This is a genomic window from Aeromonas sp. D3, from assembly GCF_027705025.1.
Taxonomy (GTDB): Bacteria; Pseudomonadota; Gammaproteobacteria; order Enterobacterales; family Aeromonadaceae; genus Aeromonas; species Aeromonas salmonicida.
Window position 1 is genome coordinate 56,834 of the sequence record NZ_JAPDBE010000002.1, and the last position, 24,329, is coordinate 81,162.

Genomic DNA, 24,329 nt, shown 5'->3' on the forward strand with positions numbered 1-24,329 from the left:
CGAGGCAGGTCGCGCATCTGCTTTTTGAGCAAGGCATGGCGGGCTGTTATTGGTTTATCATCCGCTGGCCGATTTTTATGGAGTGATTCAATGACCGACGTACAGAGCCCCATCAGCAAGCCCCGTATCGAAATTCGTTACTGCACCCTCTGTCGCTGGATGCTGCGCGCTGCCTGGCTGGCCCAGGAGCTGCTATCCACATTTGACAGCGATCTTGGCGAGGTGGCGCTGGTGCCTGCCAGCAAGGGGGAATTTCGCATCCTGGTGAATGGCGTGCTGGTGTGGGACAGGGTGGCCGACGAGGGTTTTCCCGAGGCGAAAGAGATCAAGCAGCGGGTGCGCGACATTATTGCCCCACAGCGGGATCTGGGTCACTCGGATCGCAAGCCCGCCGGTGAGTGATGGCCGGGGATCGAATATAAAAATGTGGATATAAGCGATTCGGATACAAACAGGGAGGCGGCGGCCTCCCTGTTTGCTGTCTGCCCGTCACTGTCTGTGGCGTATGCTCAGGCGCGCGCCGCTGTGACAGCGGGTGTCCTGCCTTGTTCATCCAGATGGGGGCCGTCGGGCTGGTCGTCAATCTGCTGGCTGCCAATATAGCGGGCCCGCTTGTGGGGTTTGATGCGGCTCACGTCCACCCACACCAGGCCATCGATGCAGTGGTTGAAATCGGGGTCGATGCCAAAGTCCATAAATTGTACGCCTCCCGGTTCGCACAGCTCGGAATACTGCTTGTAGAGGGTGGGGATGGTGCAACCCAGGTTATCGAGCCGGGCCTTGAGCGCCTTGAGATCCGTCCCGTAATCCTGCCCCTCAAATAGCGGCAGCGTCTCGGGATAGGGGCGACGGGAGGGCGCCAGCGCCAGCTCGGGGGCAAAGTGCTGGCGATAGAAGCTCACCAGCAGATCCTTGGCCGCTGGCGGCAGGCTGCCGGAGAGTGAGACGGGTCCGAACAGGTAGCGGTAGTGGGGATAGCGGGCCAGATAGGCGCCGATGCCGAACCAGAGGTAATCCAGCCCCCGTTTGCCCCAGTAGGCAGGCTGAATAAAGCTGCGGCCCAGCTCTATGGCCAGCTCAAGTCTTGGCAGCAGCCTGGTTTCAAAGCCGAAGAGGGTGTGGCTGTAGAGGCCATCCAGCCCCTTGCTTGCCATCAGCTCGGCCACAGGGGCGAAGCGGTAGGCGCCTATGATCTCGAGCCTGGCCGGATCCCACAGGATCAGGTGGTGATAGTCATCGTCGAAGCCATCGAGATCCCGCCGTTTGCCAGAGCCTTCCCCCACGGCGCGAAAGGCGATCTCCCGCAGACGGCCGAGCTCGCGCAGTATCACCGAATGGCTCAGTTCATGGCGTCGGTAGAGGTAGATCCCCTGACCATCGGGGGTGTGGCCGAGGGCTTCACACGCCTCTATGGCCTGCTTGAGCTGACGGCGCTCCTCCGGCTGGGCAATGGGGGCCTCTGTCGCCAGCTTGCCCTTCTTTCCTCTCCCGATGCGATAGAGGTGGCTGCGCACCAGTTGCGCCGCCGTCTTGGCGGGCAGGTCGCGAAAGCTGTCGACGGGAATGCGCGCCCCTATGGTGACGGGGATGCGCCCCCCTTGCTGGCGAAACAGTTGCTTGACCAGCAAGAGCCCCGCCCAGGCATTGTTGAGCCAGGCGCCGAGATAGAACCCCAGGCCATTGCGCCCGCCGACGTGAATGGGCACCAGCGGGGTGCGGGTGCGTTGGGCCAGCTTGATAAAGCCCCCTTGCCAGGGGCCATCCTTCACCCCCTTGATGCCGAGTCGCGACACTTCGCCAGCGGGGAAGATCACCAGGGCCCCCTCGCTGGCCAGATGCTCGCCCATGGCCAGAATGGCGCGCCTGTCCGTCTTGCCATGCATGTTGTCGACCGGCAGCAGCAGCGGGCGCAGCGCCGTAAGTTGTGCCAGCAACTGGTTGGCGACTATCTTCACGTCCGGCCGGATGCGTCCGAGCAGGCGCAGCAGTGCCAGCCCGTCCAGCGACCCTATGGGATGGTTGGCCACTATGATGACCCGGCCGCTGCTGGGTATGTGCTCCAGCTCCGCCTCGCTCACCTTGTAGTCAAAGTCGATCTGTTGCAGCGCCTGCTCGACAAAGTCGAGGCCGCGCAGATGGGGGTAGCTGCTGGCAAAGTGCTGGAAGGCCTTCTCGTGCAGCAGCCAGCGCAGGCCCTGGCCAAGCAGGGGGCGCAGCACTGGGTTGTTCGAAAGATGGGGGAGGTGCTGTCGTAGCAGGGTATCGACGCTGAACATGGGGCTGGGCTCCGGTGATCCTTTGCCCCAGCATGTGCCGCCTCTGTTCCCGCTGTGTGTCGGCGGTATGACAAATTTGTGGCAGGGCTGCCTGTTAGCCCTGTTCCTTCTCTTTAATGGCCGTGTGATGGCGGGGCGAGCCCATTGTCTCGCCCCGCCCGAACCTGGGTTATCCCCGCGAGGCTGAGGTCAGCCGCACCAGCGCCACCAGGGTGGCGACCGCTTTTTCCATGGATTGCAGCGGGATGAACTCGTGCTTGCCATGGAAGTTGTGACCGCCGGTAAAGAGGTTGGGGCAGGGCAGCCCCATAAAGGAGAGGCGGGCACCATCCGTGCCGCCACGGATGGGTTTGATCTTGGGCACCACGTCGGCCGCCAGCATGGCAGCCCTGGCCAGCTCGACTATGTGCATGTGCGGCTCTATCTGGCTGCGCATGTTGCGATAGCTGTCGGTCAGGGTGAGCTCGATGCGGGCCTTGGGGGCATCCAGCTGCAGGGAGGCGACCCGCTCCTTGAGCTGGGCCTTGCGGGCGGCGAAGGCGTCATCATCAAAGTCGCGGATGATGTAGTGCAGGGTGCTCTCCTCAACTGTGCCGCTCATCTGGGCCAAGTGGAAGAAGCCCTCGTAACCGTCAGTACACTCCGGAGTCTGCTCGGGGGGCATGGCGGCATGAAAGCGGGCGGCCAGGGTCTGGCTGTTGATCATGCTGCCCTTGGCGGTGCCGGGGTGAACATTGTTGCCCGTGATGCGCACAGTAGCGCTGGCAGCGTTGAAGTTCTCGTATTCGAGCTCCCCCAGCTCGCCACCATCGACGGTATAAGCCCATTTGGCCGGGAATCTGTCCAGGGGGAAGAGATCGGCGCCACGGCCTATCTCTTCATCCGGGGTGAGACCGACCCAGAGATCGCCACGGGGGATCTCTGGATGGGCCAGCAGATAGTCGATGGCGGTGAGGATCTCGGCGATCCCGGCCTTGTCATCGGCCCCCAGCAGAGTAGAACCGTCGGTGGTGATAAGATCCTGCCCCAGGTAGTTTTTCAGGCAGCGGTATTGGCGAATGGCCAGTACCTCGTCCCCCTTGCCAAGGCAAATATCGCCTCCCTGATAGCTTTCGATGATCTGGGGCACCACCTGCTCGGCGGCGTAATCGGCTGTGTCCATGTGGGCGATGAGGCCGATGGCAGGGGCATCCGGCTGGTTGCCCGGCAGGCAGGCAGTCAGGTAGCCGTGCTCGTCCAGGGTGACCCGGGTCAGTCCCATCTGCTCCATTTCATCTCGCAGGGCCCGGGCAAAGATCAGTTGCCCCTCGCTGCTGGGACAGGCGGGATTGGTCGCATCGGAGCGGGTATGAAAAGTCACGTAACGCAGAAAACGCTCAAGCAGGGTATCCATTGGCAAGCCTCACACTTCAAACCGGTAATGAAGGGCCATTTTGGCCAATCAGGTTGCGTGTCTTATTGCGTCAGCGCAGGTTTTCCCCATTTTCTGACGCAGCGGCCTGGGAGGAATTGAGTCGGAGGGGGCAGTTTGTTGCCATTTTTCATGCATAAAAATAGCGTTTTTATTGATACGCAAGCATCGCCATAACGACAGGAAATCCCCTGAACTGCCCCCTGACAAGGCATGCAGCCTGCCATGCCCCGAGAGCAGGCTTTTCATGGGGAACAACCGCAGGGGAATATTCTGCGCCATCCCAGAGCCAGCCTGCCTGGCAGCAAGATTTGCTCACCTTATTAAAAGCAGTTTTTGAACACTATTTTTTATTGTCACCGCTGGCGGTAAGTGTGTACACTCCGCGCCGATCCAAGGGTAACTCTGAAGCAGGCAGACGCCACCAGAAACCTGAAAGATCATACGCCTATAGGGCGAGGCACGCAGAAACGACAGACACTGCTGGGGTATGGTTTCTTTAATACCGGTTAGGCTCCGGTATCAGGGAGAACAACGGACACTCATTAACCATCTGACCGAGTGAGCCAGCGGCTCATCATCTTCCCTTGTCATGGGCGGTCACTGGTGTTGGGTAGGCTGTGGTTGTTGTCGTCTATCAACACGCTTGCGTGCTGACGCCTTCGCTTCTCTTCCTTGAAACCTCCCTTGTCGTTGTGATGGTGCCGAATGATGAACTGACGGCGTGGCTGATGCTGTCTGTCATCAAAGTACCGCGGCGCCCCTAAGGCGGCACCGCATACCGTTGAGCTTGATGTAAAGCCACCAGCCCCACATCAAGACTCGTTACTTCCCAAGATCCACCAGGCAGCCTTTGGCTTGCCGCGATGTGCAATAGCTGGATGTGATGGAAGGTAACAAGTGGTGAAACGAAGGCGGTCATCCGTCGCGCTTTCATGACTCGTTGCTGTTCAGATCCCACCAGGCAGCCTTGGCTTGCCGCAACTTGCAATCGATGGTCTGGATGTGATTGAGGGTAACGAAGGCGGCCACTGGTCGCTCATTTGCGAGGCATAGCCCATGACTAACTGGTCCAGCAAGGACTCCTTGAAGGTCTACAACGTTCCCTACTGGGGTGCGGGTTTTTTCAACATCAATGACGCCGGTCATGTGACCGTCGCTCCCGACAAATCGCGCCCTGATGCACACATTGTCATCTCTGATGCCATCGAACAGTTGCGCCAGTCCGGTTTGACCACTCCCGTGTTGCTGCGTTTCCCCGACATCCTCAAGAGTCGGGTCGATGCACTGTTCAACGCTTTTGGTCAGGCCATCGAGAAGTCAGGCTATGAAGGGGATTACCTCTGTGTTTACCCGATCAAGGTAAACCAGCAGAGTCGAGTCATCGAGACCATCAGCCAGTCTTACAGCGACAAGCCACGGCTTGGCCTGGAAGCGGGCTCCAAACCGGAGCTGCTGGCCGTGCTCTCCCATCACCATGAGCAAGGCTCGGTGATCGTCTGCAACGGTTACAAAGACCGCGAATATATCCGCCACGCCCTGCTCGGCAACCTGATGGGCCACAAGGTCTACATAGTGGTGGAAAAACCCTCCGAACTGGAAATGGTGCTGGACGAGTCAGCTCGCCTCAACATCAAGCCCAATATCGGGGTGCGTGCCAAGCTCGCGTCCACCGGCTCCGGCATGTGGGAATCGAGCGGCGGCTCCATGTCCAAATTTGGTCTCTCCGCCTCCCAGATCCTGGCGCTGGTCGAGCGTCTGCGCAGCCTGGACAAGCTGGATTGCCTGCAACTGCTGCACTTCCATCTGGGCTCCCAGATCGCCAACATCCGTGACATTCAGGGCGGTATCCGCGAGTGCGGTCGCTTCTATTCCGAGTTGCGTCGTCTGGGTGTGCCCATCGACGTGGTCGACGTCGGCGGTGGCCTGGGTGTGGACTATGAGGGCACTCGCTCCCAGAGTCACTGCTCCGCCAACTACAGCCTGTCCGAGTACGCCAACAACGTGGTGTGGGGCATCGGCGATGTGTGCCGCGAGTTTGACTTGCCGCACCCGACCATCATCAGCGAGTCCGGCCGTGCCCTGACCGCTCACCACGCCGTGCTGGTCACCAATCTGATTGGTGCCGAAGGGGTGGAGATGAGCGACATCAGCGCGCCGGATGAGGATGCGCCGACCCTCTTGCAGAACATGTGGCAAGGGTGGCTGGACCTGCGCGGTGAAGATCCCTCTTTGCTGGAGATCTTCCACGACTCAGTGGCGGATCTGGGCGATGTAAACACCCAGTACACCATGGGCTTGCTCAATCTGGAGCAGCGCGCCTGGGCCGAGATGCTGCACCAGAACACCTGTCTGGCACTGAAAGAGATGCTCAACCCGGTCAACCGCAACCACCGCGCCCTGGCCGATGAGCTCTCCGAGAAACTGGCTGACAAGTGCTTTGCCAACTTCTCCCTGTTCCAGTCCCTGCCGGATGCCTGGGGTATCGGTCAGGTGTTCCCCGTGATGCCGCTGACCGGGCTCGATCGTCCGCTCAGTCGTCGTGGCATCCTGATGGATATTACCTGTGACTCCGATGGTCAGGTTGAACACTACGTCGACGGTCTGGGGGTAGAGAGCACGCTGCCGATGCCGCAATATGAAGAGAACGAAGTGTGCTACGTCGGTTTCTTCCTGGTCGGTGCCTATCAGGAGATCCTGGGGGATCTGCACAACCTGTTCGGTGACACTCACTGCGCGGAAGTGTGTCTCGATGAAGAGGGCAAGATGGACATTCGCAATGTGGTGCGCGGCGATACCGTCGACCAGCTGCTGCGTTACGTCAACATCGACCCCTCCGTCATTCGCGAGAACTACCAGCGTATCGTCTCCCACCCGGCGCTGGATGACGCGACCCGCAAAGCCCTGCTCGACGAGCTGGAGCTGGGTCTGCAAGGCTACGCCTATCTGGAAGACGAATAAGCCTCTGGCTTGTTCGCCCCGTCGGTGAAAAAAAAGACGGGAATGAAAAAACGGCGCCTTCGGGCGCCGTTTTTGTTGATGGCATCTTATGCCCTTTCCGAGAGCAGAGAGGCGGAGAGCCATCTTCATATGAGTGGTGGATGGCGGTAGTGCGCGGCTCAGGGCCCGGATCCGGCAGATATCCGCCTCAGCCAGCCTCTTCCCTTGATCTGCATCAAGCCTGTAGTGGGCGGGTTATTTTACGGTCAGGAGTGATGTGGGTGGTATGTAACAAAAGGATGTGACTATGGAACTGGAAAGGGACCCGAGATGCTATACCGACCTCTGTATCGATGGTAAGTGGTATCACTATGACCACTGCAGCACACATGTCTACATGCTGATGGGGGGCGCGGCCCCGAGTCTGGAGCTGACCCACGAGCCCCGCAGCGAAGAGGAGCTGATCGAGATGCTCCAGCAACTGGCCCGCTTCTGACGCAGGTTGTCTGCTGCTCGTCACATGGCCATCGGGCACCTTGCCGCGATGGCCACTTATCGTCTCTTGTTGGTTTTCTGCTAACGATGCCTGCTGGCGACTTCGGTTAACGAGTCTTGTCAGCGCGTTTTGCCGCCCAACAACCCCTTGCCGACTTCCGTCAGGGCGATCGCCGCGGCGTAGCCACTGTCTGATTTGCCCATCTCGTCCGCCACGTAGAGGAAGTTGGACTTGTATTTCTCGACGGCCTCACTGCGACTCGCAGCATCGATAAAGTCTTCTTGTACCTCGAATCCCTGCGCCAGCAGCGCCTCTTTCTCGGTCAGAAAGGTGGGGGAGGCCATGTCGATAAAGGTGTACTGCTGCCGGTTGGATGCCGGAATGGAGAAAAACTGGTATCTAGCCATGTGCGATTCCTCGCCTGAACGGGTGATAAATGATGTGACCTTCTTTTCGTCGAACTGTCCCCTTGGGCGCCATGGCAGAATGGCTAAAAAAAGTAACGTTCGAGTCTTGTATTTTGCTCGAGATTACCCTGACCCAAAGCACAGCACAACGAAAATATGCGACTTTTTTCGCCAAGAAAAAAATGAAGTGATCTCCTCCTTCTGACAGTGAAAATCAGGCCCACTCTGGTCAGGTTTTCATGGCCGCCCTGTTTCAGCGCGCATTGCTTGAGGGATTGCCCCGGCCGATTGAAGCCTGGGTCCTGCTCGTCTTGTCCCGTTTGTATCTGTGTCCGTACGGCACATCTGTTATCATCATGGCCTTTTATGCCACTTATCTAATTGAACTTGCTGGAGAAACCATGTCTCGAACCCTCTATCTGCTTCGTCACGGCCAGACCCGCTATAACGCCGAGCAGCGGTTACAGGGGCGCTGCAATTCCGACCTGACTGACAAGGGGGAGGCGCAGGCCACCGCCATGGGGGCTCGTCTGCGCGACGTGCTGGACGAACCTGCACGCTGGACTCTCTACGCCAGCCCCCTTGGCCGGGCGCGCCAGACGGCGCTGTTGGTGTGCCAGCAGCTGGGGCTCGATAGTGAGCGCATCGTCTGGGATGAGCGACTGATGGAGTTGAACATGGGGGAGTGGGAGGGCTGCCGGGTATCGGATCTGGTGGCAGCTCACCCCGAGCTTGATATCAGCCAGCCGGACTGGTATCTGCAGGCGCCCGGTGGTGAAGATTTTCAATGTATTCAGCGCCGGGCCCAACAGTGGCTGCAGGATGATCGCATTGCCGAGCGTGCCATCGTGGTTTCCCACGGTTTGTTTGGCGCCATGCTGCGCGGTGCCTATGCCGACATCGACTACACCACCACCTGGTCACAAGACCTGCCGCAGGATGCTTTCTTCAAGCTAAATGACGGCCAAATCGAGCGGATTGAGTGCTGACCCCGACGAAAACGGCTCGCCACTGGCGAGCCGTTTTCTTTAACAGGAGTTAGCCAACCGCCAACTTTGCTGCTTCTTTCCACATGAAGGGAGGCATCGGAGTAGCCAACCGCCATTTGATGTTCATCGGCTGGCTGCCGCTATGGGAGATGTACTCCACTTCGCCAAAGTTCACAAAGCCAAGGGTGCGGCCAAATTCATCTTTGCTCTGCTCACGGACGAACAAAAACAAGCGCTTACCCTCTGCTCTGTGTTGAATGTAACTCAGGCCCTTACCCCGCTCGGGGCGAGCGCTGTTTTGGCTCTGCCAATGGAACAGTGACTCATTGATGGCGTAGTCGTGATAACGGGTGGTAGGGGAGAAGTGCTGCTCCGTTTTGTTCAGGGTCACGAACAGCAACTCGATATTTTGCTCTGCGATGACATACACCCCTTCTCTGGCTGGTGGTTGCTGCTCGAAACTGGTAGCACCAAAGCCAACCAGCACCTGCTCTCTGGCATATCGGGCATGCAGTTGCAGCGGATTGCCGGGAAGGTCAGGCATGGCTAGTTGTTCGTGCTGCACCCGATTGATCAGCATGGGCAGCAGGTCTGCCAGCTCGGCCCTTAACGCTGGTTGATTGAGTTGTTTCAGGCTGTGCGCCAAGGAGCTAAAGCCTGCGTTGGGGCCGCTCTGTTGCCAGAAGTCGTAGTGGCACATCAAGGCCATACGTTCATCGTGTTCGGCCGTTAAGGTAAAGGCGTCTGCCACCAAGGTTTGTAAGAAGTTCAAGTAATGGAGCGCATCGCAGCCCAATAGCCGGGTTTTGATGGCCCGGGTGTAGAGGGTTGATAGCTTCTCATCGCTCATTTCAGAAACGCTATGGTTGCGGGCCTGTTTGACCAAGGTGCTCCAGTTACCGCGCTTGTAGATCTCCTCAATGCTGATATGAGGGTAAAACTTCAAAAAGTTCGCCAACGTCAGCGGTAAATCGCAATCCTGCGAGAAACGGCGGATCAGGCCCATGAGTCGCGAGGTATTGAGGGTCGCCTTCTTGATATTGCTCAGAATTAACTCTTGGGTCTGTTTTGAGAGCTCGATGCGGCAGCCCAAGGGCGCGTGAGGGAAGCCCTGTTTGATTTCGTGGCTGATCGCCTTATTGGTTTTACCCACCAGTGCCCGAAATTTCTGGGCAAAGTCATATTCCGCATGGGCATTGCCAACAAAGTCCAACACGGTGCAGCACTCTTTATTGCTCGCCAGCCGCAGGCCCCGCCCTAATTGCTGCAAGAAGATGGTGAGGCTTTCCGTTGGTCGTAAAAACAGCAAGGTATCGACTTCCGGGATATCGACACCTTCGTTAAAGATGTCCACCACGCAGAGAATATTGATAACGCCGGTACGCAAATCCTGTTGTTTGCTATGCCGCTCGTCTCGGTTATCGCTGGTGAGTATATCGGTTTTGATGTCTTCCCGTGAAAAAGCCTCGCGCATAAACTCGGCATGTTCACGGCTCACACAAAATGCTAGCGCCTTGATCTTGGTAATATCGGTGACGATCTCATAGAGGCTCTGGACTATCCTCTGAACCCGGTTGTTATTTTTAGTGTAAATATTGGTCAGTGCAGTGATGTCATAACGACCATGTTTCCAAGCAACTTGGCGCAAGTCGGTATTATCATCGATGCCAAAATATTGGAATGGACAGAGATGGCGACGATTGATGGCCTCGGGCAAGCGGATTTCTACTGCGATCACACCACAAAAGTCCGCAAGAATATCACCGCCATCATGGCGCTCTGGCGTTGCGGTCAATCCCAACAGAATGTGAGGATCAAAGGCTGCGAGCAAACCACGATAACTGGCCGCCGCAATATGGTGAACCTCATCGATGACGATGTAATCGAAATAGTCTGGGCTAAGGCGCAACGTAGCCAGCTGGTTATTCAAGGATTGCACCGAGGCAAATAGCTGACGGTAGTGGGTTGGCACGGCGCCGCCGACCAAGAGTTCGCCAAAATTGGATTGCTTGAGCACACCGCGGTACGAGGCCAATGCTTGGCGCAAGATCTCCTCTTTGTGGGCGACAAACAGAAACTTGGCGTCGGGTTTGGTTTTCAGAAAACGTGCAAAATCAAAGGCGGAGATCAGGGTTTTCCCTGTACCGGTGGCCGCAACCACCAAGTTACGAAAGCGCTGGTGTAAAGAGCGCTCCATCGCCAATTGCTCAAGGATCTCCTGTTGATGGGGAAACGGCGTGATATCAAAGAAATAGGCAGGACTATTTTTGTCACCATCCCCACGGGCCTCTTGCAGCGCATGCTTTAATTTCGTGCGGCTTTCGAGCTTGCCATCGAACAGCTCAAAATCATCGGACTCCCAATAGGTTTCAAAGGTACTCAGGGATTTCTCGATAATATGAGGGATCTCTTGCGAGGTAATTTTTAGGTTCCACTCCAAGCCACTGGTGAGGGCAGAATGAGAGAGGTTGGATGAACCTATATAGCCGGTATGAAAGCCAGTATTTCGGCAAAAGAGATAACTCTTGGCATGCAACCGCTCTCGCTGGGTGTTATAGCTAAGTTTGACTTCGGTATTGGGGAGGGTGGCTAAAAATTCAACTGCCTTGGCGTCGGTTGCCCCCATATAAGAGGTAGTAATTACTTTTAATTGGCGGCCGCTGCGAGTGAACTCTTCCAGCTCATGACGGAAAATACGGATACCTGCCCATTTGATAAATGAGACCAGCCAGCAGATGCTATCTGCCGATAATATCTCCCGTTTAATCTCCGACTCCATCGACAACCCCGCATTGCTGCCGCAGAACAGCTCACTTTGCGTTAGACCGGTCAGAGGGAAAACATCTTCGGCATATTGCTTTAAATTGGCTGAGATGGGGTTATCCAACTGGTAGAGCGCCGTCAGGATTTTCCCCTGACTATCGATGAGGTTCTCGCCAATAAAATCTGGGTCTTGCGTGCGATCCTTTAGCCAAAGCAATAACTGGTTAGCCAGCTCAATCTGCCGTTGCAGCTGATCCTCTCCAGTGACCGAGCCCACCGCATATTCCAAAACACGACTCAGAAATCGTGATAACCAGACTGCCGCTTCGGCAGGTTCAAGCTGGCGTTCCCCTACGTAAAAGCGCTCGCGGTCGAGTCGAGATGTCAGCAGTTGAGTAATGAGTTGTTCATAAATACCGCATTGTTGCATCGCACACTGGCCTTGAACGTTGTACATGAGGGTGGCGAGAAGAGTATCATTTTTTCCAACCAAATCAGTAAGCTGTTGTCGCCTGTTACTCGTTTGAAAATCGCTCTGGTTTTCGGTAACACTGCTCGGCAGTGACAACCACAGGGAGGTGGTGATGGATCCGGTTTCTTATCTTTTTTCGGCCTATCTCAATCTGGTACAGCAGCAGGTGTCGGATCACTACGGCACAGAGCCCAAGACGCTGGTGGTGGAATATGAGGGGGAGCAGGTGCCCTTTGCCTTCCAGTTCTGGCAGATCCAACCCAAAAGCGTCTGCCGTCCCTACGAGCAAGATGTGCGGCGCTTTAGCCAGTGCACGGTCAAGGCGTCCGCCCTGTTTCACAAGTTGTGTGATGACCTGACCAAGCAGGATGACAGCAGCTGGCAACTGCCCAAATTTCGCACCATGTACTGCTCGGCGGCTATCAGCTATCGGCCAATGATTGCGGAGATTGGGGATGCCAAACAGAGTCCGGCCAAGCTGGCGGAGCGCGCCTGCAATCAGGCGATTCTGGCTGCGATGGACAGTGACGATGAGACCTTACTGGCCCAGCGCGACAAAGCGTGTGCCGCGGTGCAGTGAGGCGGATTTATTTGGCAACATACTCACTTGGCTTGTCTGTGCGTGCCACGACACACATCAGCTCCCCTTGCCGGGTATGATGGGGTTGCCCACGGTTGTGGAAAGCGTCGGGCATTCATGGGCATATGCCTGCTACATCGGCCAGATCACCACCAGGAGGAACCATGATCAACCATATCGACCATCTGGTATTGACGGTGAGCGACATAGAGCGGGCCGTCGCGTTTTACAGCTCTGTGCTCAACATGGAGGCCATCACCTTTGGCAAGGGTCGCCGGGCGCTGCGCTTTGGCAACCAGAAGATCAATCTGCAACTGCCGGGGCAGGAGCCGCGCAACCGGGCGCAGGTGGGGGCGGGGGATCTTTGCCTCATCACTCGCTGGCCGCTGGCACAGGTCATCGCCCAGCTTGCCAGCCACGGGGTGGCGATAGTCGAAGGGCCGGTGACGAAAAGCGGCGCCTGCGGGCCCATCGAATCCGTCTACTGCCTGGATCCGGATCAGAACCTGGTCGAGATCAGCCGCTATCCCTGATGGCGCGGTCTTATCCCTGCCGGCGAATGCTGTGGGCCCTGCCATGGCTTGGCCCCGTCAGACCCTATCGCAATCAGCCGCCTCTGGAGGGGGGATGACGCCCCTCGGCTGACGGCTTGCGCTGACTGTCGGCCGACCGCCCTAAAAGGGCGAGTCCGGCGTATCCGCTTCATCCAAGAACGTGTCTATGTCGGCCCGATAGTCGGCATCGCTGCGATCGTTGCCGACCTGTGCCGGCTGCTCCATGGCCGCCGACGGGGGCTGGGTTGGCGCCGCCAGTGTCTCCATGACCCTCTCTTGCAGATAGGGATAGAAGGGGTTGGAGGAGGTGCGGGTGAGGGCACCTGGATTGACGATCAACATGCCGCGCTCCCCGCGCAGGGCCAGCCCGCCCAGGTTGATACCGTACTGGTTCATCTGCTCCGGGCGCGGCGCCATGCCGTAGAGGGGATCGTCCATGGGGAAGGGCAGCGCCACGTGGGAGAGGGAGTAGATCTCCTTGGGGTAGTCGATGCCAAGGGGGCGAACTTGCTCGAGCGTGCTGCCTGCGACCATCGTTTTTGCCTGGGTCTGGGGGCTGGACGCCGCCTCGTTGCCTACCACCGTCAGCGCATAGGGCTGGGGCTGGCTCGGCAGCAGATGGCTCAGGGCCAGCTCGGAGGCTGTGTTGAGCAAGGGGCCGAAAACAGAGCCGCGATTGATGTCGAACAGCACCAGCTCGCTGCCGTTGGCCGGCAGAAAGTGATAGAGATCTGCGATGATGGAGCGGGTACTGACCGTGTAGTCCATCACCGACTGGAAGGTGAGTGCCGGCGGGAAGGCCGCCAGTTCACCGCTGATTGCCAGTTGGCGCACCTGCTGCTGAATGGCGTGGGTCAGCCGGTAGGATTGACGTGCCCCGTTGACCGGGAAGGAGTTGTATTTGAACGGGTTGAATTCGGGCATGATGCCAAGCCAGGCCGCGTTGGCAAAGGCGGGCAGCAGGGCGGGCACTGCCTTCAATCCGGCGAAACGGGCAAAGCGGGTCACCCCTATCATGGGGGAGATGAGCACCAGCCGATCCGGCCTTGCCAATGTCCCCGTTTTGTCTTCCAGCGCATCCAGCGCGTATTTCACCGCCAGCGCGCCACCGTTGGAAAAACCCACCAGATGCAGCGGCAGCGGGCCCGGGGCTTGTGCTCTAGCCTCGCGCACCGCCAGTCGCGTCGCCGCCAGCCAGGTCTCCCACGCCATATTGACCAGCCCGGCGGGCACTGTGCCGTGACCGGGTATGCGCAAACCAAGGGCGATAAAGCCCCGCTCGCGATAGCGCTGGGCCAGGTGGCGCAGGCTGTATGGGGAATCGGTCAGGCCATGCAGGAACACGGCTACCCCTTTTACCTCGCCCTCGGGGCGCAGCAGGTAGGAGCGATTCCAGTCGTCTTGAAAGCGGGCAGGGTTGATGGGCGAACCCTGATAGTAGCGATTGCCCGCCAGCTGTTGCTCCGGCGGCGTCTTGGCGACAACCTCCTGTTCCACCAGATCGAACAACTGTTGCTCGCGAGCCAGATAGGCTGGCCAGTCGCTGCTATCCAGTTCATCGGCGCTGAGCTCGGGGGGAATAAAGGTATGCCACAGCTGCAGCGGCACGGCCTGCCAGGCGAAGTAGGCGATTACCCCCCAAGCGACCAGCAGCGCAAGCAAAAGGGTCAGAAGAGAGCGGCGAAGGAGGCGACGGGTACGAGCCAGCATGGTGTGATCCCTGGACGATGGCGGTCGGGGCGAACCGCAGTCAAGCTGGCTCGCCGTGTCTGTCTGAGCACTTCAAACCTTGAAGTAAGGCTTAAAGCCTAATGTAAACAAGGTGATAAGTACAGGTGGCGGGTTCTGGTAAAGACCATGAAAAGACGGCAGCCCATGGGCTGCCGTCTGCTGTTGCACGTCGTGCTCAATGCTTGCTGATGGCACATCCTTGCCGGGACTAGCAGACTCCCTGCGCCAGCATGGCATCGGCCACCTTGACGAAACCGGCGATATTCGCGCCGCTCTCATAGTTCACGTGGCCCTGCTCCTCTTCACCGTAACGCACACAGGTGGCGTGAATGCTGGTCATGATCCCCTTGAGGCGGGCATCCACCTCCTCCCGTGTCCAGGAGAGGCGCTGGGCATTCTGGCTCATCTCAAGCCCGGAGGTGGCGACGCCCCCTGCATTGGCCGCCTTGCCTGGGGCAAACAGCACCTTTGCCTCATGAAAGACCTTGATGGCGGCGGCGCAGCTCGGCATGTTGGCGCCCTCGGCCACCAGCTGTACGCCGTTGGCCACCAATTGTCTGGCGTCCTCTTCCCCCAATTCGTTCTGGGTGGCGCAGGGCAGCGCTATCTGGGTTGGCAGGTGCCAGGGTGTGCGGCCACTGAAAAACTCCAGCCCCTGATCATGGGCATAATCGGCGATACGCTGGCGTTGCTCGTTCTTGAGCTCCATCAATCTGGCGAGCTTGTCGGGGGTGAAACCGTCAGGATCATGGACTGTGCCACCCGAGTCGGAGGCGGTGATCACCTTGGCACCCAGCGCCATCGCCTTCTCGATGGCATATTGCGCCACGTTGCCGGAGCCCGACACAGAGACAGTCATGCCCGCCAGCGACTGGTCACGGTTGGCCAGCATGGCCTCGACAAAATAGAGCAGGCCGTAGCCGGTGGCCTCGGGGCGAATGAGGCTGCCCCCAAACGAGAGCCCCTTGCCGGTGAAGATACATTCGGCGCTGTTGGTGAGCTTTTTCATCATGCCTGCCATGTAGCTCACCTCGCGCCCGCCCACCCCGATATCGCCGGCAGGCACATCGGTATTGGCCCCCAGATGACGGTAGAGCTCCAGCATCAGCGCCTGACAAAAGCGCATCACTTCCCCCTCGCTCTTGCCCTTGGGGTCAAAATCGCTGCCGCCCTTGCCGCCACCCATGGGCAGGGTAGTGAGGGCGTTCTTGAAGGTCTGCTCAAAGGCGAGGAACTTGAGCACAGAGAGATCCACTGAGGGATGAAAACGCATGCCCCCCTTGAAGGGGCCGATAGCCGAGCTGTGCTGGATGCGATAGCCGCGATTGACTTGCACCTTACCCTTGTCATCGACCCAGCTTATCCGAAACTGGATCAGTCGCTCCGGCTCCACCAGCCGCTCCAGCAGGCCCTGTTGCAGGTAGCGGGGGTGACGTTCCACGTAAGGCCAGATGGAGGCAATCACCTCGCTCACTGCCTGAATAAATTCCGGTTGATGGGGATTGCGGCTGGCCACCTGGGCCAGAAAATCCGCCTGGGATAGGGAATGACTCATCTGTAACTCCTGTAGTGAATGATGAAATTGGCCTCTTGCCAGAGAAAAGCGCATGCCGTGCATCCAAATTTATGATTTGTGTTGGGGATGAATGCGGACAAAAATTCTATCTTGTACCGAGTTTGCCAACGATTGTTGGATTAGCCGCCGAAAACGACAGAATGCAGACAGGGTCATGGCAAGATAACTCGCGCAGATTCGAATCTTTTTATGCGTTTTTATTTAATAAATAGCAAGGTGCTTCTTTATCAGATGTGGCGTGATGGCAAGCTGGCTGCATATTGTGTGAATGTTACATGCCCGCGCCGAGCGCCGTTTTTCTGTCCGGCCTGCGACCGTATTTTGTGTTTTTTTCTCAGCCCTCTGGATCCTGACCCCGTTGCCTGGTCCGCGTTATCAGGAAATGGGCTTGCGGTATGAGGTGATGAGAGTGGGATCCAGGTACACAGGACCGGAGTGGGTGACAAGTATCCGGCGTGCTGGACGGGGCAATATGCTACTGTATCAGCGTTTTTTGATGGTTAAGCTGGCCTTGGCCTTTTTGAAGATGGAATGGTATGCAGAACTTTGACGAAGTGAACCGGCTGATGCAGCAAACAGCCTCCCTAGCGATGCCGGCACCGGCAACCGTGCAACTGGATGGGGCTATCAGCCTGTGGCAGGTGACCCATGCTGGCTAATGAATCCATGCGCCTGAACAAGTACATCAGCGAGAGCGGCATCTGCTCGCGCCGCGAGGCCGACCGCTTTATCGAGCAGGGTCAGGTCTTTATCAACGGCAAGCGGGCCGGGATCGGCGATCAGGTGTTTGCCGGGGATCTGGTCAAGGTAAATGGTCAGGTGATCGAGGCGCGGGAAGCCGACAGTCTGGTCTTCATCGTGCTCAACAAGCCGGTGGGCATAGTTTCCACCACTGAGGCGGGCGAGAAGGATAACATAGTCGACTTCGTCAACCACAGTACCCGCGTCTTCCCCATAGGGCGGCTCGACAAGGACTCCCAGGGGCTCATCTTCCTGACCAACCACGGGGATCTGGTCAACAAGATACTGAGGGCGGGCAACGATCACGAGAAAGAGTACCTGGTGACCGTCGACAAGCCGGTGACCGACGATTTCATCAAGGGGATGGGGGCCGGTGTGCCTATCCTCGGCGCCGTCACCAAGAAGTGCAAGGTGAAGAAAGAGGCGCCCTTCGTGTTTCGCATCACCCTGGTGCAGGGGCTGAATCGCCAGATCCGCCGCATGTGCGAACACTTCGGTTTTGAAGTGACCAAGCTCGAGCGCATTCGCATCATGAACGTCAGCCTCAAGGGGTTGCCGGTGGGCGAGTGGCGCGATCTGACCGACGATGAGCTGATCGAGCTGTTCAAGCTGATTGAGGACTCCTCCTCCGAAGTGAAACCGGCCAAAGGCGACAAGCCCAAGGTGGCCAAAGCCGCTGTTGCTCAAACCGGCAAAGCGGCGCAAGGCAAAAAGCCGCGCCGCGATGATGACCACGAGATTGGCGGCCGCCCCAATGTGCCGGGCCCGGAAGCCTTCGAGAAGAAGATCCCCGTGGGCAAGGGGGCTGTTGGCAAAGGCGGCGCAGGGAAAGCCGCCGCGGGCAAAGGCAGTGCAGGTAAAGGGGCGCCCAACAAGGGCAGCAAACCGGCCGCAGCCAAACCGCGCGCCGGTCAGTCCGGCCGCCAGAAGAAGGGGCGCTGAGGCGCAATCCTGAGCGGCGTCAGCCTCCCCTTGTTATCCCCCAAAACACCGGCCTCAGGCCGGTGTTTTGGTATCTGCATACAGGGATTACAGCTCGTCGCGGGGTGTGGTGACGTAGTCAGGTAGTGTGCTGATAGCGCGCTCCTCTTGTAACACAGTGGCAGGATCAAGGTTTCCACCCACATTGCGCGGATCCGTCGGTATGGTGGAGGGGATCACCACCGCCTGCTCCGCCAGGCGCCATCCCAATATGGTTTCGAGGCGTCCACCTTCTTCTTCCGGCCCTGTGATGGAGTTCAGTTGCAGCGGCAAGGGATGCCCAATCAGGCGACTGACCTCATCAACGGCATCAGGGGACGCCAGTGTCAACGAAGTGGCATAGAGACGGGGCAGGGCGGTACGGGGAACATAGACCCGTAACAGGACGCCATTGCGGATCCGTCCCCGCTCATCTGCGTCCTGATCCTGGGCGTAGCCATAGGCGAGGGCAGGATCTCCTGCGACATAGAAGCCTTGCCAGGGGGCTATCGAGGATTGATCGCGCTCGTGAACACCTTCAAACACTATGCTGTGGGCCGCTTCGATAAAAGTGCCGTGGTAGCCGACAAAGGCGTAGCCACTGTCAATCAACTGTTGATGGGCCTGGTTTAGACGGGCCATCGACCAATTCTGGGTGCCAGCCGTTGTAAAACGGACGCTCTCCCCCTCACCCAGGAAGCTGGCACCATTCGGATAATCTCGCTCTTGCAGGGCATTGGTACTGTCGGCCGGAGAAAGGCAATTGAGATCTGCAGCCGGACAGGTGAGATTGACCACATCTGCGCTGGCGGCTTGCTCTTGAGTATTGTCTGCATGCTGTCGGGTAAAGGCGTCACTCTGGGCGGCGGCCATGGTCAGGGCCAGTCGCGCCTGGGCCGGGTTTTCCCGAATGGCTTGTGCCAGCTGCCCTCGGGGGGTTGAATCCTCCTCGGGAGTGGTATGGCTCAGCGCCTGGGCAATCACGGAATCAAGCTGGGACCATGGCAAGCGTGTCAGGACATAAAGGGTGATCAGATTGTGGACCGGGTAGCCGCATTGGCTCAGTTCTTCCCAGCCTCTGGGTTGACGACTGCGCGCCAACGCTTCGAGCGGAATGGCACACACCTGATGGGTGGTCAGGGCTGCCAGGCTGTCGGCCTTGGCAAAATGGAGGCGATGGCTGATGGCGGTAGGGACAATATGGGTGTCGTGAGAAGCCGGAGCCCCAGCCAGTATCCGATAAACCTTGCCTTCCCAGGTATCACCCAGATTACAGCTGCGTTGAGATAGGTAGTTGTAAACCGCATCCAGCGGGTCCAGGAGGCAAAGCACCTTGCCGGTATGCCACTCGCTCCAGCGCTTTTGGCGACTGTGATGGGTCGGCGCGGCCACGAAGCCGACTCCCGCAGCGCTGAGGGTGAGTGTGCGGTTGACTTCGTTGTTTTCAACATGTCTGACATAGAGTGTCGCGTTTTTTGCCATGTTGCGCAGCAGAGCGTCACTGACTTCGATGCTGTAAATGGGGGATATATGGCTGATGTCGGAGCCTGCATCCAGTTCATGGAAGAAGACCTTGATGCTGGCGGGCGCTTCATCCCCGACGGGCACCAGCCAGTGCAGGGACCAACTGCCCTTCTCCTGTCTGTGGTAGCTGTAACTGCGAGGCTCCTTGCCTGCGGTGGCGCTGGTTAGCGTGATGCTCGAGCCATCGCTGCGCAGGGTCAGGGCATTGTCGATGGCGAGTTTGAGGCTGTTGCTTCCTTCACCCAGCACCATGGAGTAGTGCAATACGCCTTGTTCTGCTTGTTCATCAAGCAAAGTGGAGAGATCGAGTTGGCTGGATCTGACACCTTGGCCAAGGTCCAGGTTGCAGCGGGTTGCGCACTCCTGCCACAGATTGAATGACTCTTCAGCCATGGCCGGTGAGATGACACCGCCTAACATGGCCAAGCCACTGAGTAGAGAAGCCCATTTTGTATTTTTCCGCATGTTTTTACCTTCTGGTGATATCAGGGCCACTGGTGTGTGGCGTTGTCTTCCTTGGTGAATACGACATCATCCCTGCCAGACGAAATGAGAATTATACTCGTCTGAGATCATCACCATAACGGCCCATAATGCTGGGGCAACCCTCCATATGGGGTCGATTAATGTGTTTAAAATCAATGTGATATGAAATCACTTGTTGATGATTTACACAGCTGGCAGTGGTGAAGGGCAACCGCTTTGTCAGCGAGGAAGCGGGCAGGCAGGAGACATCCTCACCCGGTCGGGGTGAGGATGTGATGACGCAGAAGGGTCAATTGACGGTGACGTGGTTGGGGGCCGGCTTGGCCAGCCCCATTACGCTGGGGTAGTGGCGGGGATCCAGGCGCAGCACCAGCAGGCTCATCAGCGCCAATCCCCCCAGTTGCCACTGCCAGGCGGCCGCGAAGTCGCCACTCAGATGATGGAGGCAGGCCGCAACCCAGGGGCCGGTTGCCGCCAGCATAAAGCCGAACCCCTGCATCAGGGCGCTGAGGGTGCCGGCGCGGCGTGGGTCGGGCAGGTGATCCAGCGCTATCACCATGATGAGGGAGAAGCTGCCGCCAAGCCCGGCGCCGCACAGCATGCACCAGAGGATGGGGGCGGCTTGTGGGGCGAGCCAGAGGCCGCCAAATCCTGCTACCTGCATGATGATGGCAAGGCCCATCCAGAGGCGGCGATCTGTGTTGCGTGCCGCCAGCAGGGGCAGGCCGAGACCGCTGGCGGTCTGGGCCAGTGCCAGCCAGGCCACCAGCTCGCCCCCTTGCTGGGCGCTCCACCCTTGCGCCATATAGGCGGGCGCAAGCCAGGCGACGACTATGCCGTAGCCGCTGTTGATGATGCCAAAGCAGCCGATCAGCAACCAGCTGCGGGGCAGGGTGATCAGCCGCTGCTCACCGTGTGGAATAGCCACCACGGCGGCGCTTGGCAGGCGGACTTTCCACGCCAGCCAGACCATGGCCAACAGCACCGGCAGACTCCACAGGGCAAGCGCCTGCGACCAGTCTAGGCTTGCCGCCAGTTGCGGGGTGAGGCTGGCTCCCAGCGCTCCGCCCCCCATCATGCAGGCCGAGAAGATCCCCATCACCAGCGGCACCTTGTGGGCGAAGCTCTGCTTGATAAGGCCGGGCAGCACCCCTTGCACCAGCGCCGAGCCGAGGCCACAAAGCGCCGCGCTGGCGATCAGCAGGGCGCCGCTTTGGGCATCAAAGCGCATGGCGTTTCCCATCCCCAGCAGCAAGAGAGCGGCCCCCAGCAGTTGACTTGGACCCGTGAGGCGGCGCAGGCCAGGGGTGATCAGCACGCCGACGCCGATGAGCCAGAGGGGCAGCAGGGTGAGCCAGGCCAGGGTATCCATGCCGAGGCCAAGGCGGTTGTCTATCGCTTGGACCAGCGGCCCTATGGCGGTGAGAAAGGGACGCAGATTGAGGCCAATCAGGATCACCAGCACCAGCAGGGCCAGATCCTGCTTGCTGTGGTGCAGGGTGCTGGCGGGCAGGTCCTTACTCATGGGCTGGTTCCGCCTCTGAGTTGTCTCCATAGAGCGCGGCGGCGGCGAGGGCGACTGGTAGTTTGATGAGGGGCAGAGGTGGCGGGCTGAGGGGCAGTCGCAACTTGTCATAGCTCGATGTGCTGTCAAAGCCGAAGGGGGCTGCATCATGGTTATCAAAGGCGTAATAGACGGCGCAGATGCCGTTCATCACCAGCGCACTCAGGCACATGGGGCAGGGGTGGCCGCTGGCATAGACGATGGCGCCCGCCAGCGGCCCGGATTGGCTGGCCTGGCGCAGGGCTTCCAGCTCTGCATGGCGGGTGGGGTCACCCTCCAGATGCATGGCATTGACGGCGCTTGCCACCAGTCGGTCATTTTGCACCAGCAGGGCCGCGAAGGGGCGACCTCCTCGCTGCCGATTCTGCAGGGCCAGTTGCAGCGCCTGCTCCAGCCACTCTGGATGGGAAGGGGCCGTGAGGGCGGTCAGCGACGAGACAAGGTAGGAGCCTGAGGGCTCGGCAGGAGAGTGGGGCATGAGAGAAACCTTGAACCTATGGGGGAGCAGACCAGCCTAGTGGTGCCATCAATCATTTGGAAATTAAATGATAGAATGACATCCAGTAATTTTGTAAATGGAGAATGCCATGCTGGATCCCCTGTTGCTGCGCAGCTTCGTCGCCATCATAGACACGGGCAGCTTCACCCGTGCCGGTGAGCGGGTGCACCTGACCCAGTCCACCATCAGCCAGCAGATACGGCGCCTCGAGCAGCAGCTCGGCTGCCCGTTGCTGGACAGAAGTGGTCGTCAGGTGGTGACCACGGCGGAAGGTGAAAAGCTGTTGGGGCTGGCCCGCCGCATTCTGGCGCTGCTGGCAGAAGCCGAGGCCCAGGTGACAGAAGCGAGCCTGCAATTGAGCCTGGGGGTGCCGGAGGATTTCGCCGCCGGCGCCATTGCCCCCGTGCTGGCCGCATTTGCCCGCCAATATCCGCAGGTGCGGCTGGAGGTACAAAGTGGCCTCAGCCACGGGATTTGGCAGCGCTTCGAGGCCGGCGAGCTGGATCTGGCGCTGGTCAAGCAGGGCCGCGGGCGAGGAGCACCACTCGCCAGCTGGCGTGAACCTCTGGCCTGGGTCGACAGCCGCGACTGGCCTGCCTGTGATCGCGATCCCCTGCCGCTGGTGGTGTTCCCAAGTGAAGGGCTCTATCGACGCCAGATCACGGATGCGCTCGATGGGCAGGGGCGGCGCTGGCGCATCGCCTATGTCAGTGCCAGCCTCGCCAGCTTGCAGGGTGCGGTGAGCGCCGGGATCGGGGTCAGTCTGCTGCCAACACGCCTGCTGCAACCGGATCAGGTGGCTCTTTCGCACTGGCCCAGGATCAATCCGGTCGAGTTGGCCCTGCATCTGGGGGCGGAGCGGGGCGAACCCCTGGCCCGCCTCAGCGAGGCCCTGATTGCCCTGTGCGACCAGGTGATGGGGCCTGCCTGAATGGTTCGGGCGCGCTGTTGAGGGGCCCGCCTCAGGCCATGGCCTGGCGCGGCACAACGGCGAGCCAGAGTTCCACTTCGCCGCTGCCGGTGTGGGGGTCATATTCGGCGCCATAGCGCTCGAAGTCGGGCTGGTGGGCAGACTGGTAATCCGATTGCGCCAGCCAGTCCAGTGCTTGCTGCCAGGTGTGCGGCATGGTCGAGACATGACCCTGATGCAAAAAGACGGCATAGGTCTGGGGCTGGATGCGCATCCGCCCCAGCGTCTTGGGCAGTACCTCCAGCGCGGCGACTTCCACCGCACACATATATTCGCATTCCGTGGCGGTCACGCCGCAAATGACGCCATAGGCATGCTCCCCCAGCTGGCCCGGCAGTGGACCCAGGGCGCTGAAATCGCGCCACTGACCGCCGAAGTCGGCGTGCGCGAATGCATGATGGCGACGCAGGCCGCCAAACAGCATGGGGCGGCCGGTTTCGAAACGGATAGGGCCTGTCATGACACCTCCTGTGTAGGGTGGGGCGGCAGCGCTGCCGCGTTCAGTGATCCTTGCCTTCCTTGAGCTTGCGTTGATAGTCCTCGGACACGATGGCCAGCGCCGCCAGCGCCAGCGCGGGATCGATCCGGTTGGTTTCCAGCAGCTCGATAAGATCCACCGCCAGCTTGACCTCGGGCGGGGCATTTTCCAATGACATGACAGACTCCGTAATGGGAAAAGCGCCATTATACAGAGCCGCACCCGGATAGGGACCGGCCCTGTATCACAGGGGATGAAGGGTTCAGAGGTGCTGACGCATCTCCTTGTCTATCTCCTCGCGCAGGGCCATCAGTTTTTTGGCGTATTGCTGCAAGCTCAGATCGGCGGCCGAGACAGGTTGCCACTGGGGCACCCTGGTTGGCGTGCCCGTCTCGTCCATGGCGACGAAGATGATGATGCAGTGGGTGGTCTTGTGGCGCTGCCGGTCCGCTGGATGGCGACTGTAGACATCCACCGCCAGGTGCATGCTGGTGGTGCCTGTGTGGATCACCTGGGCGTGTACTTCCACAAGCTGGCCTATCTGGATGGGCCGCAGGAAGCGGATCCCCCCCACGTAGACGGTGACAGCATAGCCGCTGCACCAGCCGGCGGCGCAGGCGTAACCGGCCTGATCGATCCACTTCATCACCATGCCGCCGTGCACCTTGCCGCCGAAATTGACGTCGGCGGGCTCGGCCAAAAACTGCAGGGTCAGCTCGCGGGGTGGGGTCATGCTCTCTCCTTGTCTTGACATAGTCGCGGTACCGGTTGGTTCATTGGCGCCATGGCGGGCCTGAGAAGCTGGCCAGCATTTATGTCAGGTATACCGCGAATGGCGACAAGATGCACAGCGCCCGGCGTGATATTGGGCGCGTATTCACTCTTGGTTCATAAACTCGGCGCAAGCATGGG

The 24,329-nt window shown here is 59.1% G+C and carries 21 protein-coding genes; 9 read left to right on the plus strand and 12 right to left on the minus strand.

Annotation, left to right across the window (positions count from 1 at the left end; translation table 11 throughout):
• The first annotated feature begins 90 nt into the window (after window positions 1–90).
• Complete coding sequence (locus OKC28_RS02020; RefSeq protein ID WP_005309953.1) at window positions 91–402, plus strand: SelT/SelW/SelH family protein; 312 nt, start codon at window positions 91–93, stop codon at window positions 400–402.
• Between the two features lie 107 nt (window positions 403–509).
• On the opposite strand, the gene OKC28_RS02025 is transcribed toward OKC28_RS02020, so the two are convergent.
• On the minus strand, window positions 510–2,276 hold the full coding sequence (locus OKC28_RS02025; RefSeq protein ID WP_270687029.1) for a lysophospholipid acyltransferase family protein: 1,767 nt from the start codon (window positions 2,274–2,276) through the stop codon (window positions 510–512).
• A gap of 169 nt (window positions 2,277–2,445) precedes the next feature.
• Window positions 2,446–3,669 (minus strand): peptidase T, encoded by a 1,224-nt coding sequence (pepT, locus tag OKC28_RS02030; protein ID WP_270687031.1) that lies wholly within the window; start codon window positions 3,667–3,669, stop codon window positions 2,446–2,448.
• Window positions 3,670–4,746: 1,077 nt separating this feature from the next.
• Here pepT and speA point away from each other — a divergent pair.
• Window positions 4,747–6,648, plus strand: a complete 1,902-nt coding sequence (gene speA, locus OKC28_RS02035) for a biosynthetic arginine decarboxylase (RefSeq protein ID WP_017411628.1) — start codon at window positions 4,747–4,749, stop codon at window positions 6,646–6,648.
• Window positions 6,649–6,934: 286 nt separating this feature from the next.
• Window positions 6,935–7,123, plus strand: coding sequence for a hypothetical protein (locus tag OKC28_RS02040; RefSeq protein ID WP_005309974.1), 189 nt, complete (start codon window positions 6,935–6,937; stop codon window positions 7,121–7,123).
• A gap of 119 nt (window positions 7,124–7,242) precedes the next feature.
• Here OKC28_RS02040 and OKC28_RS02045 read toward each other — a convergent pair whose 3' ends face one another.
• Window positions 7,243–7,530 carry a hypothetical protein gene (locus OKC28_RS02045; RefSeq protein WP_059113593.1) on the minus strand — a complete coding sequence of 96 codons (288 nt, stop codon included), beginning with the start codon at window positions 7,528–7,530 and terminating at the stop codon, window positions 7,243–7,245.
• Between the two features lie 401 nt (window positions 7,531–7,931).
• Here OKC28_RS02045 and OKC28_RS02050 point away from each other — a divergent pair, with 401 nt between their 5' ends.
• Window positions 7,932–8,519: a histidine phosphatase family protein gene (locus OKC28_RS02050; protein WP_270687035.1), complete on the plus strand. Its 588-nt coding sequence runs from the start codon at window positions 7,932–7,934 to the stop codon at window positions 8,517–8,519.
• Between the two features lie 49 nt (window positions 8,520–8,568).
• Here OKC28_RS02050 and OKC28_RS02055 read toward each other — a convergent pair whose 3' ends face one another.
• Complete coding sequence (locus tag OKC28_RS02055) at window positions 8,569–11,712, minus strand: DUF3427 domain-containing protein (RefSeq protein ID WP_059113612.1); 3,144 nt, start codon at window positions 11,710–11,712, stop codon at window positions 8,569–8,571.
• Window positions 11,713–11,866: 154 nt separating this feature from the next.
• Here OKC28_RS02055 and OKC28_RS02060 point away from each other — a divergent pair, with 154 nt between their 5' ends.
• Both OKC28_RS02060 and OKC28_RS02065 read left to right on the plus strand, forming a co-directional pair.
• Complete coding sequence (locus OKC28_RS02060) at window positions 11,867–12,334, plus strand: hypothetical protein (protein WP_270687037.1); 468 nt, start codon at window positions 11,867–11,869, stop codon at window positions 12,332–12,334.
• Between the two features lie 164 nt (window positions 12,335–12,498).
• Entirely contained in the window at window positions 12,499–12,867 is a 369-nt protein-coding gene (locus OKC28_RS02065; RefSeq protein WP_270687039.1) for a VOC family protein, read from the plus strand.
• Between the two features lie 141 nt (window positions 12,868–13,008).
• Here OKC28_RS02065 and OKC28_RS02070 read toward each other — a convergent pair whose 3' ends face one another.
• Together OKC28_RS02070 and gdhA are read right to left on the minus strand one after the other, a co-directional pair.
• Window positions 13,009–14,598 carry an alpha/beta hydrolase gene (locus OKC28_RS02070; RefSeq protein ID WP_270687041.1) on the minus strand — a complete coding sequence of 530 codons (1,590 nt, stop codon included), beginning with the start codon at window positions 14,596–14,598 and terminating at the stop codon, window positions 13,009–13,011.
• Window positions 14,599–14,827: 229 nt separating this feature from the next.
• Window positions 14,828–16,174: an NADP-specific glutamate dehydrogenase gene (gene gdhA / locus OKC28_RS02075; protein ID WP_256688086.1), complete on the minus strand. Its 1,347-nt coding sequence runs from the start codon at window positions 16,172–16,174 to the stop codon at window positions 14,828–14,830.
• Between the two features lie 557 nt (window positions 16,175–16,731).
• On the opposite strand from gdhA, the gene OKC28_RS02080 reads away from it, so the two are divergent.
• Together OKC28_RS02080 and rluF are read left to right on the plus strand one after the other, a co-directional pair.
• A complete protein-coding gene (locus OKC28_RS02080; RefSeq protein ID WP_256688087.1) occupies window positions 16,732–16,854 on the plus strand; it encodes a hypothetical protein in 123 nt (40 codons plus the stop codon).
• On the plus strand, window positions 16,844–17,878 hold the full coding sequence (rluF, locus tag OKC28_RS02085) for a 23S rRNA pseudouridine(2604) synthase RluF (protein WP_059168555.1): 1,035 nt from the start codon (window positions 16,844–16,846) through the stop codon (window positions 17,876–17,878). Before OKC28_RS02080 ends, rluF begins: the two co-directional genes overlap by 11 nt.
• An 87-nt stretch (window positions 17,879–17,965) precedes the next feature.
• Here the strand turns inward: rluF and OKC28_RS02090 are convergent, their stop codons facing one another.
• The 3 genes from OKC28_RS02090 to OKC28_RS02100 all read right to left on the minus strand — a co-directional run bounded on the left by OKC28_RS02090 (window position 17,966) and on the right by OKC28_RS02100 (window position 21,948).
• Window positions 17,966–19,846 (minus strand): exotoxin A binding domain-containing protein, encoded by a 1,881-nt coding sequence (locus OKC28_RS02090; protein ID WP_333562720.1) that lies wholly within the window; start codon window positions 19,844–19,846, stop codon window positions 17,966–17,968.
• Between the two features lie 349 nt (window positions 19,847–20,195).
• Window positions 20,196–21,431 carry a cyanate transporter gene (locus OKC28_RS02095; protein WP_270687049.1) on the minus strand — a complete coding sequence of 412 codons (1,236 nt, stop codon included), beginning with the start codon at window positions 21,429–21,431 and terminating at the stop codon, window positions 20,196–20,198.
• Complete coding sequence (locus OKC28_RS02100) at window positions 21,424–21,948, minus strand: nucleoside deaminase (protein WP_256688090.1); 525 nt, start codon at window positions 21,946–21,948, stop codon at window positions 21,424–21,426. Before OKC28_RS02100 ends, OKC28_RS02095 begins: the two co-directional genes overlap by 8 nt.
• A gap of 109 nt (window positions 21,949–22,057) precedes the next feature.
• Between OKC28_RS02100 and OKC28_RS02105 the strand changes: the two genes are divergently transcribed.
• The gene (locus OKC28_RS02105) at window positions 22,058–22,900 is read left to right on the plus strand and encodes a LysR family transcriptional regulator (protein WP_005310011.1); all 843 of its coding nucleotides are present in this window, start codon (window positions 22,058–22,060) and stop codon (window positions 22,898–22,900) included.
• 31 nt (window positions 22,901–22,931) lie between these two features.
• Here the strand turns inward: OKC28_RS02105 and OKC28_RS02110 are convergent, their stop codons facing one another.
• The 3 genes from OKC28_RS02110 to OKC28_RS02120 all read right to left on the minus strand — a co-directional run bounded on the left by OKC28_RS02110 (window position 22,932) and on the right by OKC28_RS02120 (window position 24,150).
• A complete protein-coding gene (locus tag OKC28_RS02110; RefSeq protein WP_256688091.1) occupies window positions 22,932–23,399 on the minus strand; it encodes a GyrI-like domain-containing protein in 468 nt (155 codons plus the stop codon).
• Window positions 23,400–23,439: 40 nt separating this feature from the next.
• A complete protein-coding gene (gene rsmS / locus OKC28_RS02115) occupies window positions 23,440–23,595 on the minus strand; it encodes a pleiotropic regulatory protein RsmS (RefSeq protein WP_005310018.1) in 156 nt (51 codons plus the stop codon).
• Window positions 23,596–23,679: 84 nt separating this feature from the next.
• A complete protein-coding gene (locus OKC28_RS02120; protein WP_021141144.1) occupies window positions 23,680–24,150 on the minus strand; it encodes an acyl-CoA thioesterase in 471 nt (156 codons plus the stop codon).
• Between the last annotated feature and the right edge of the window lie 179 nt (window positions 24,151–24,329).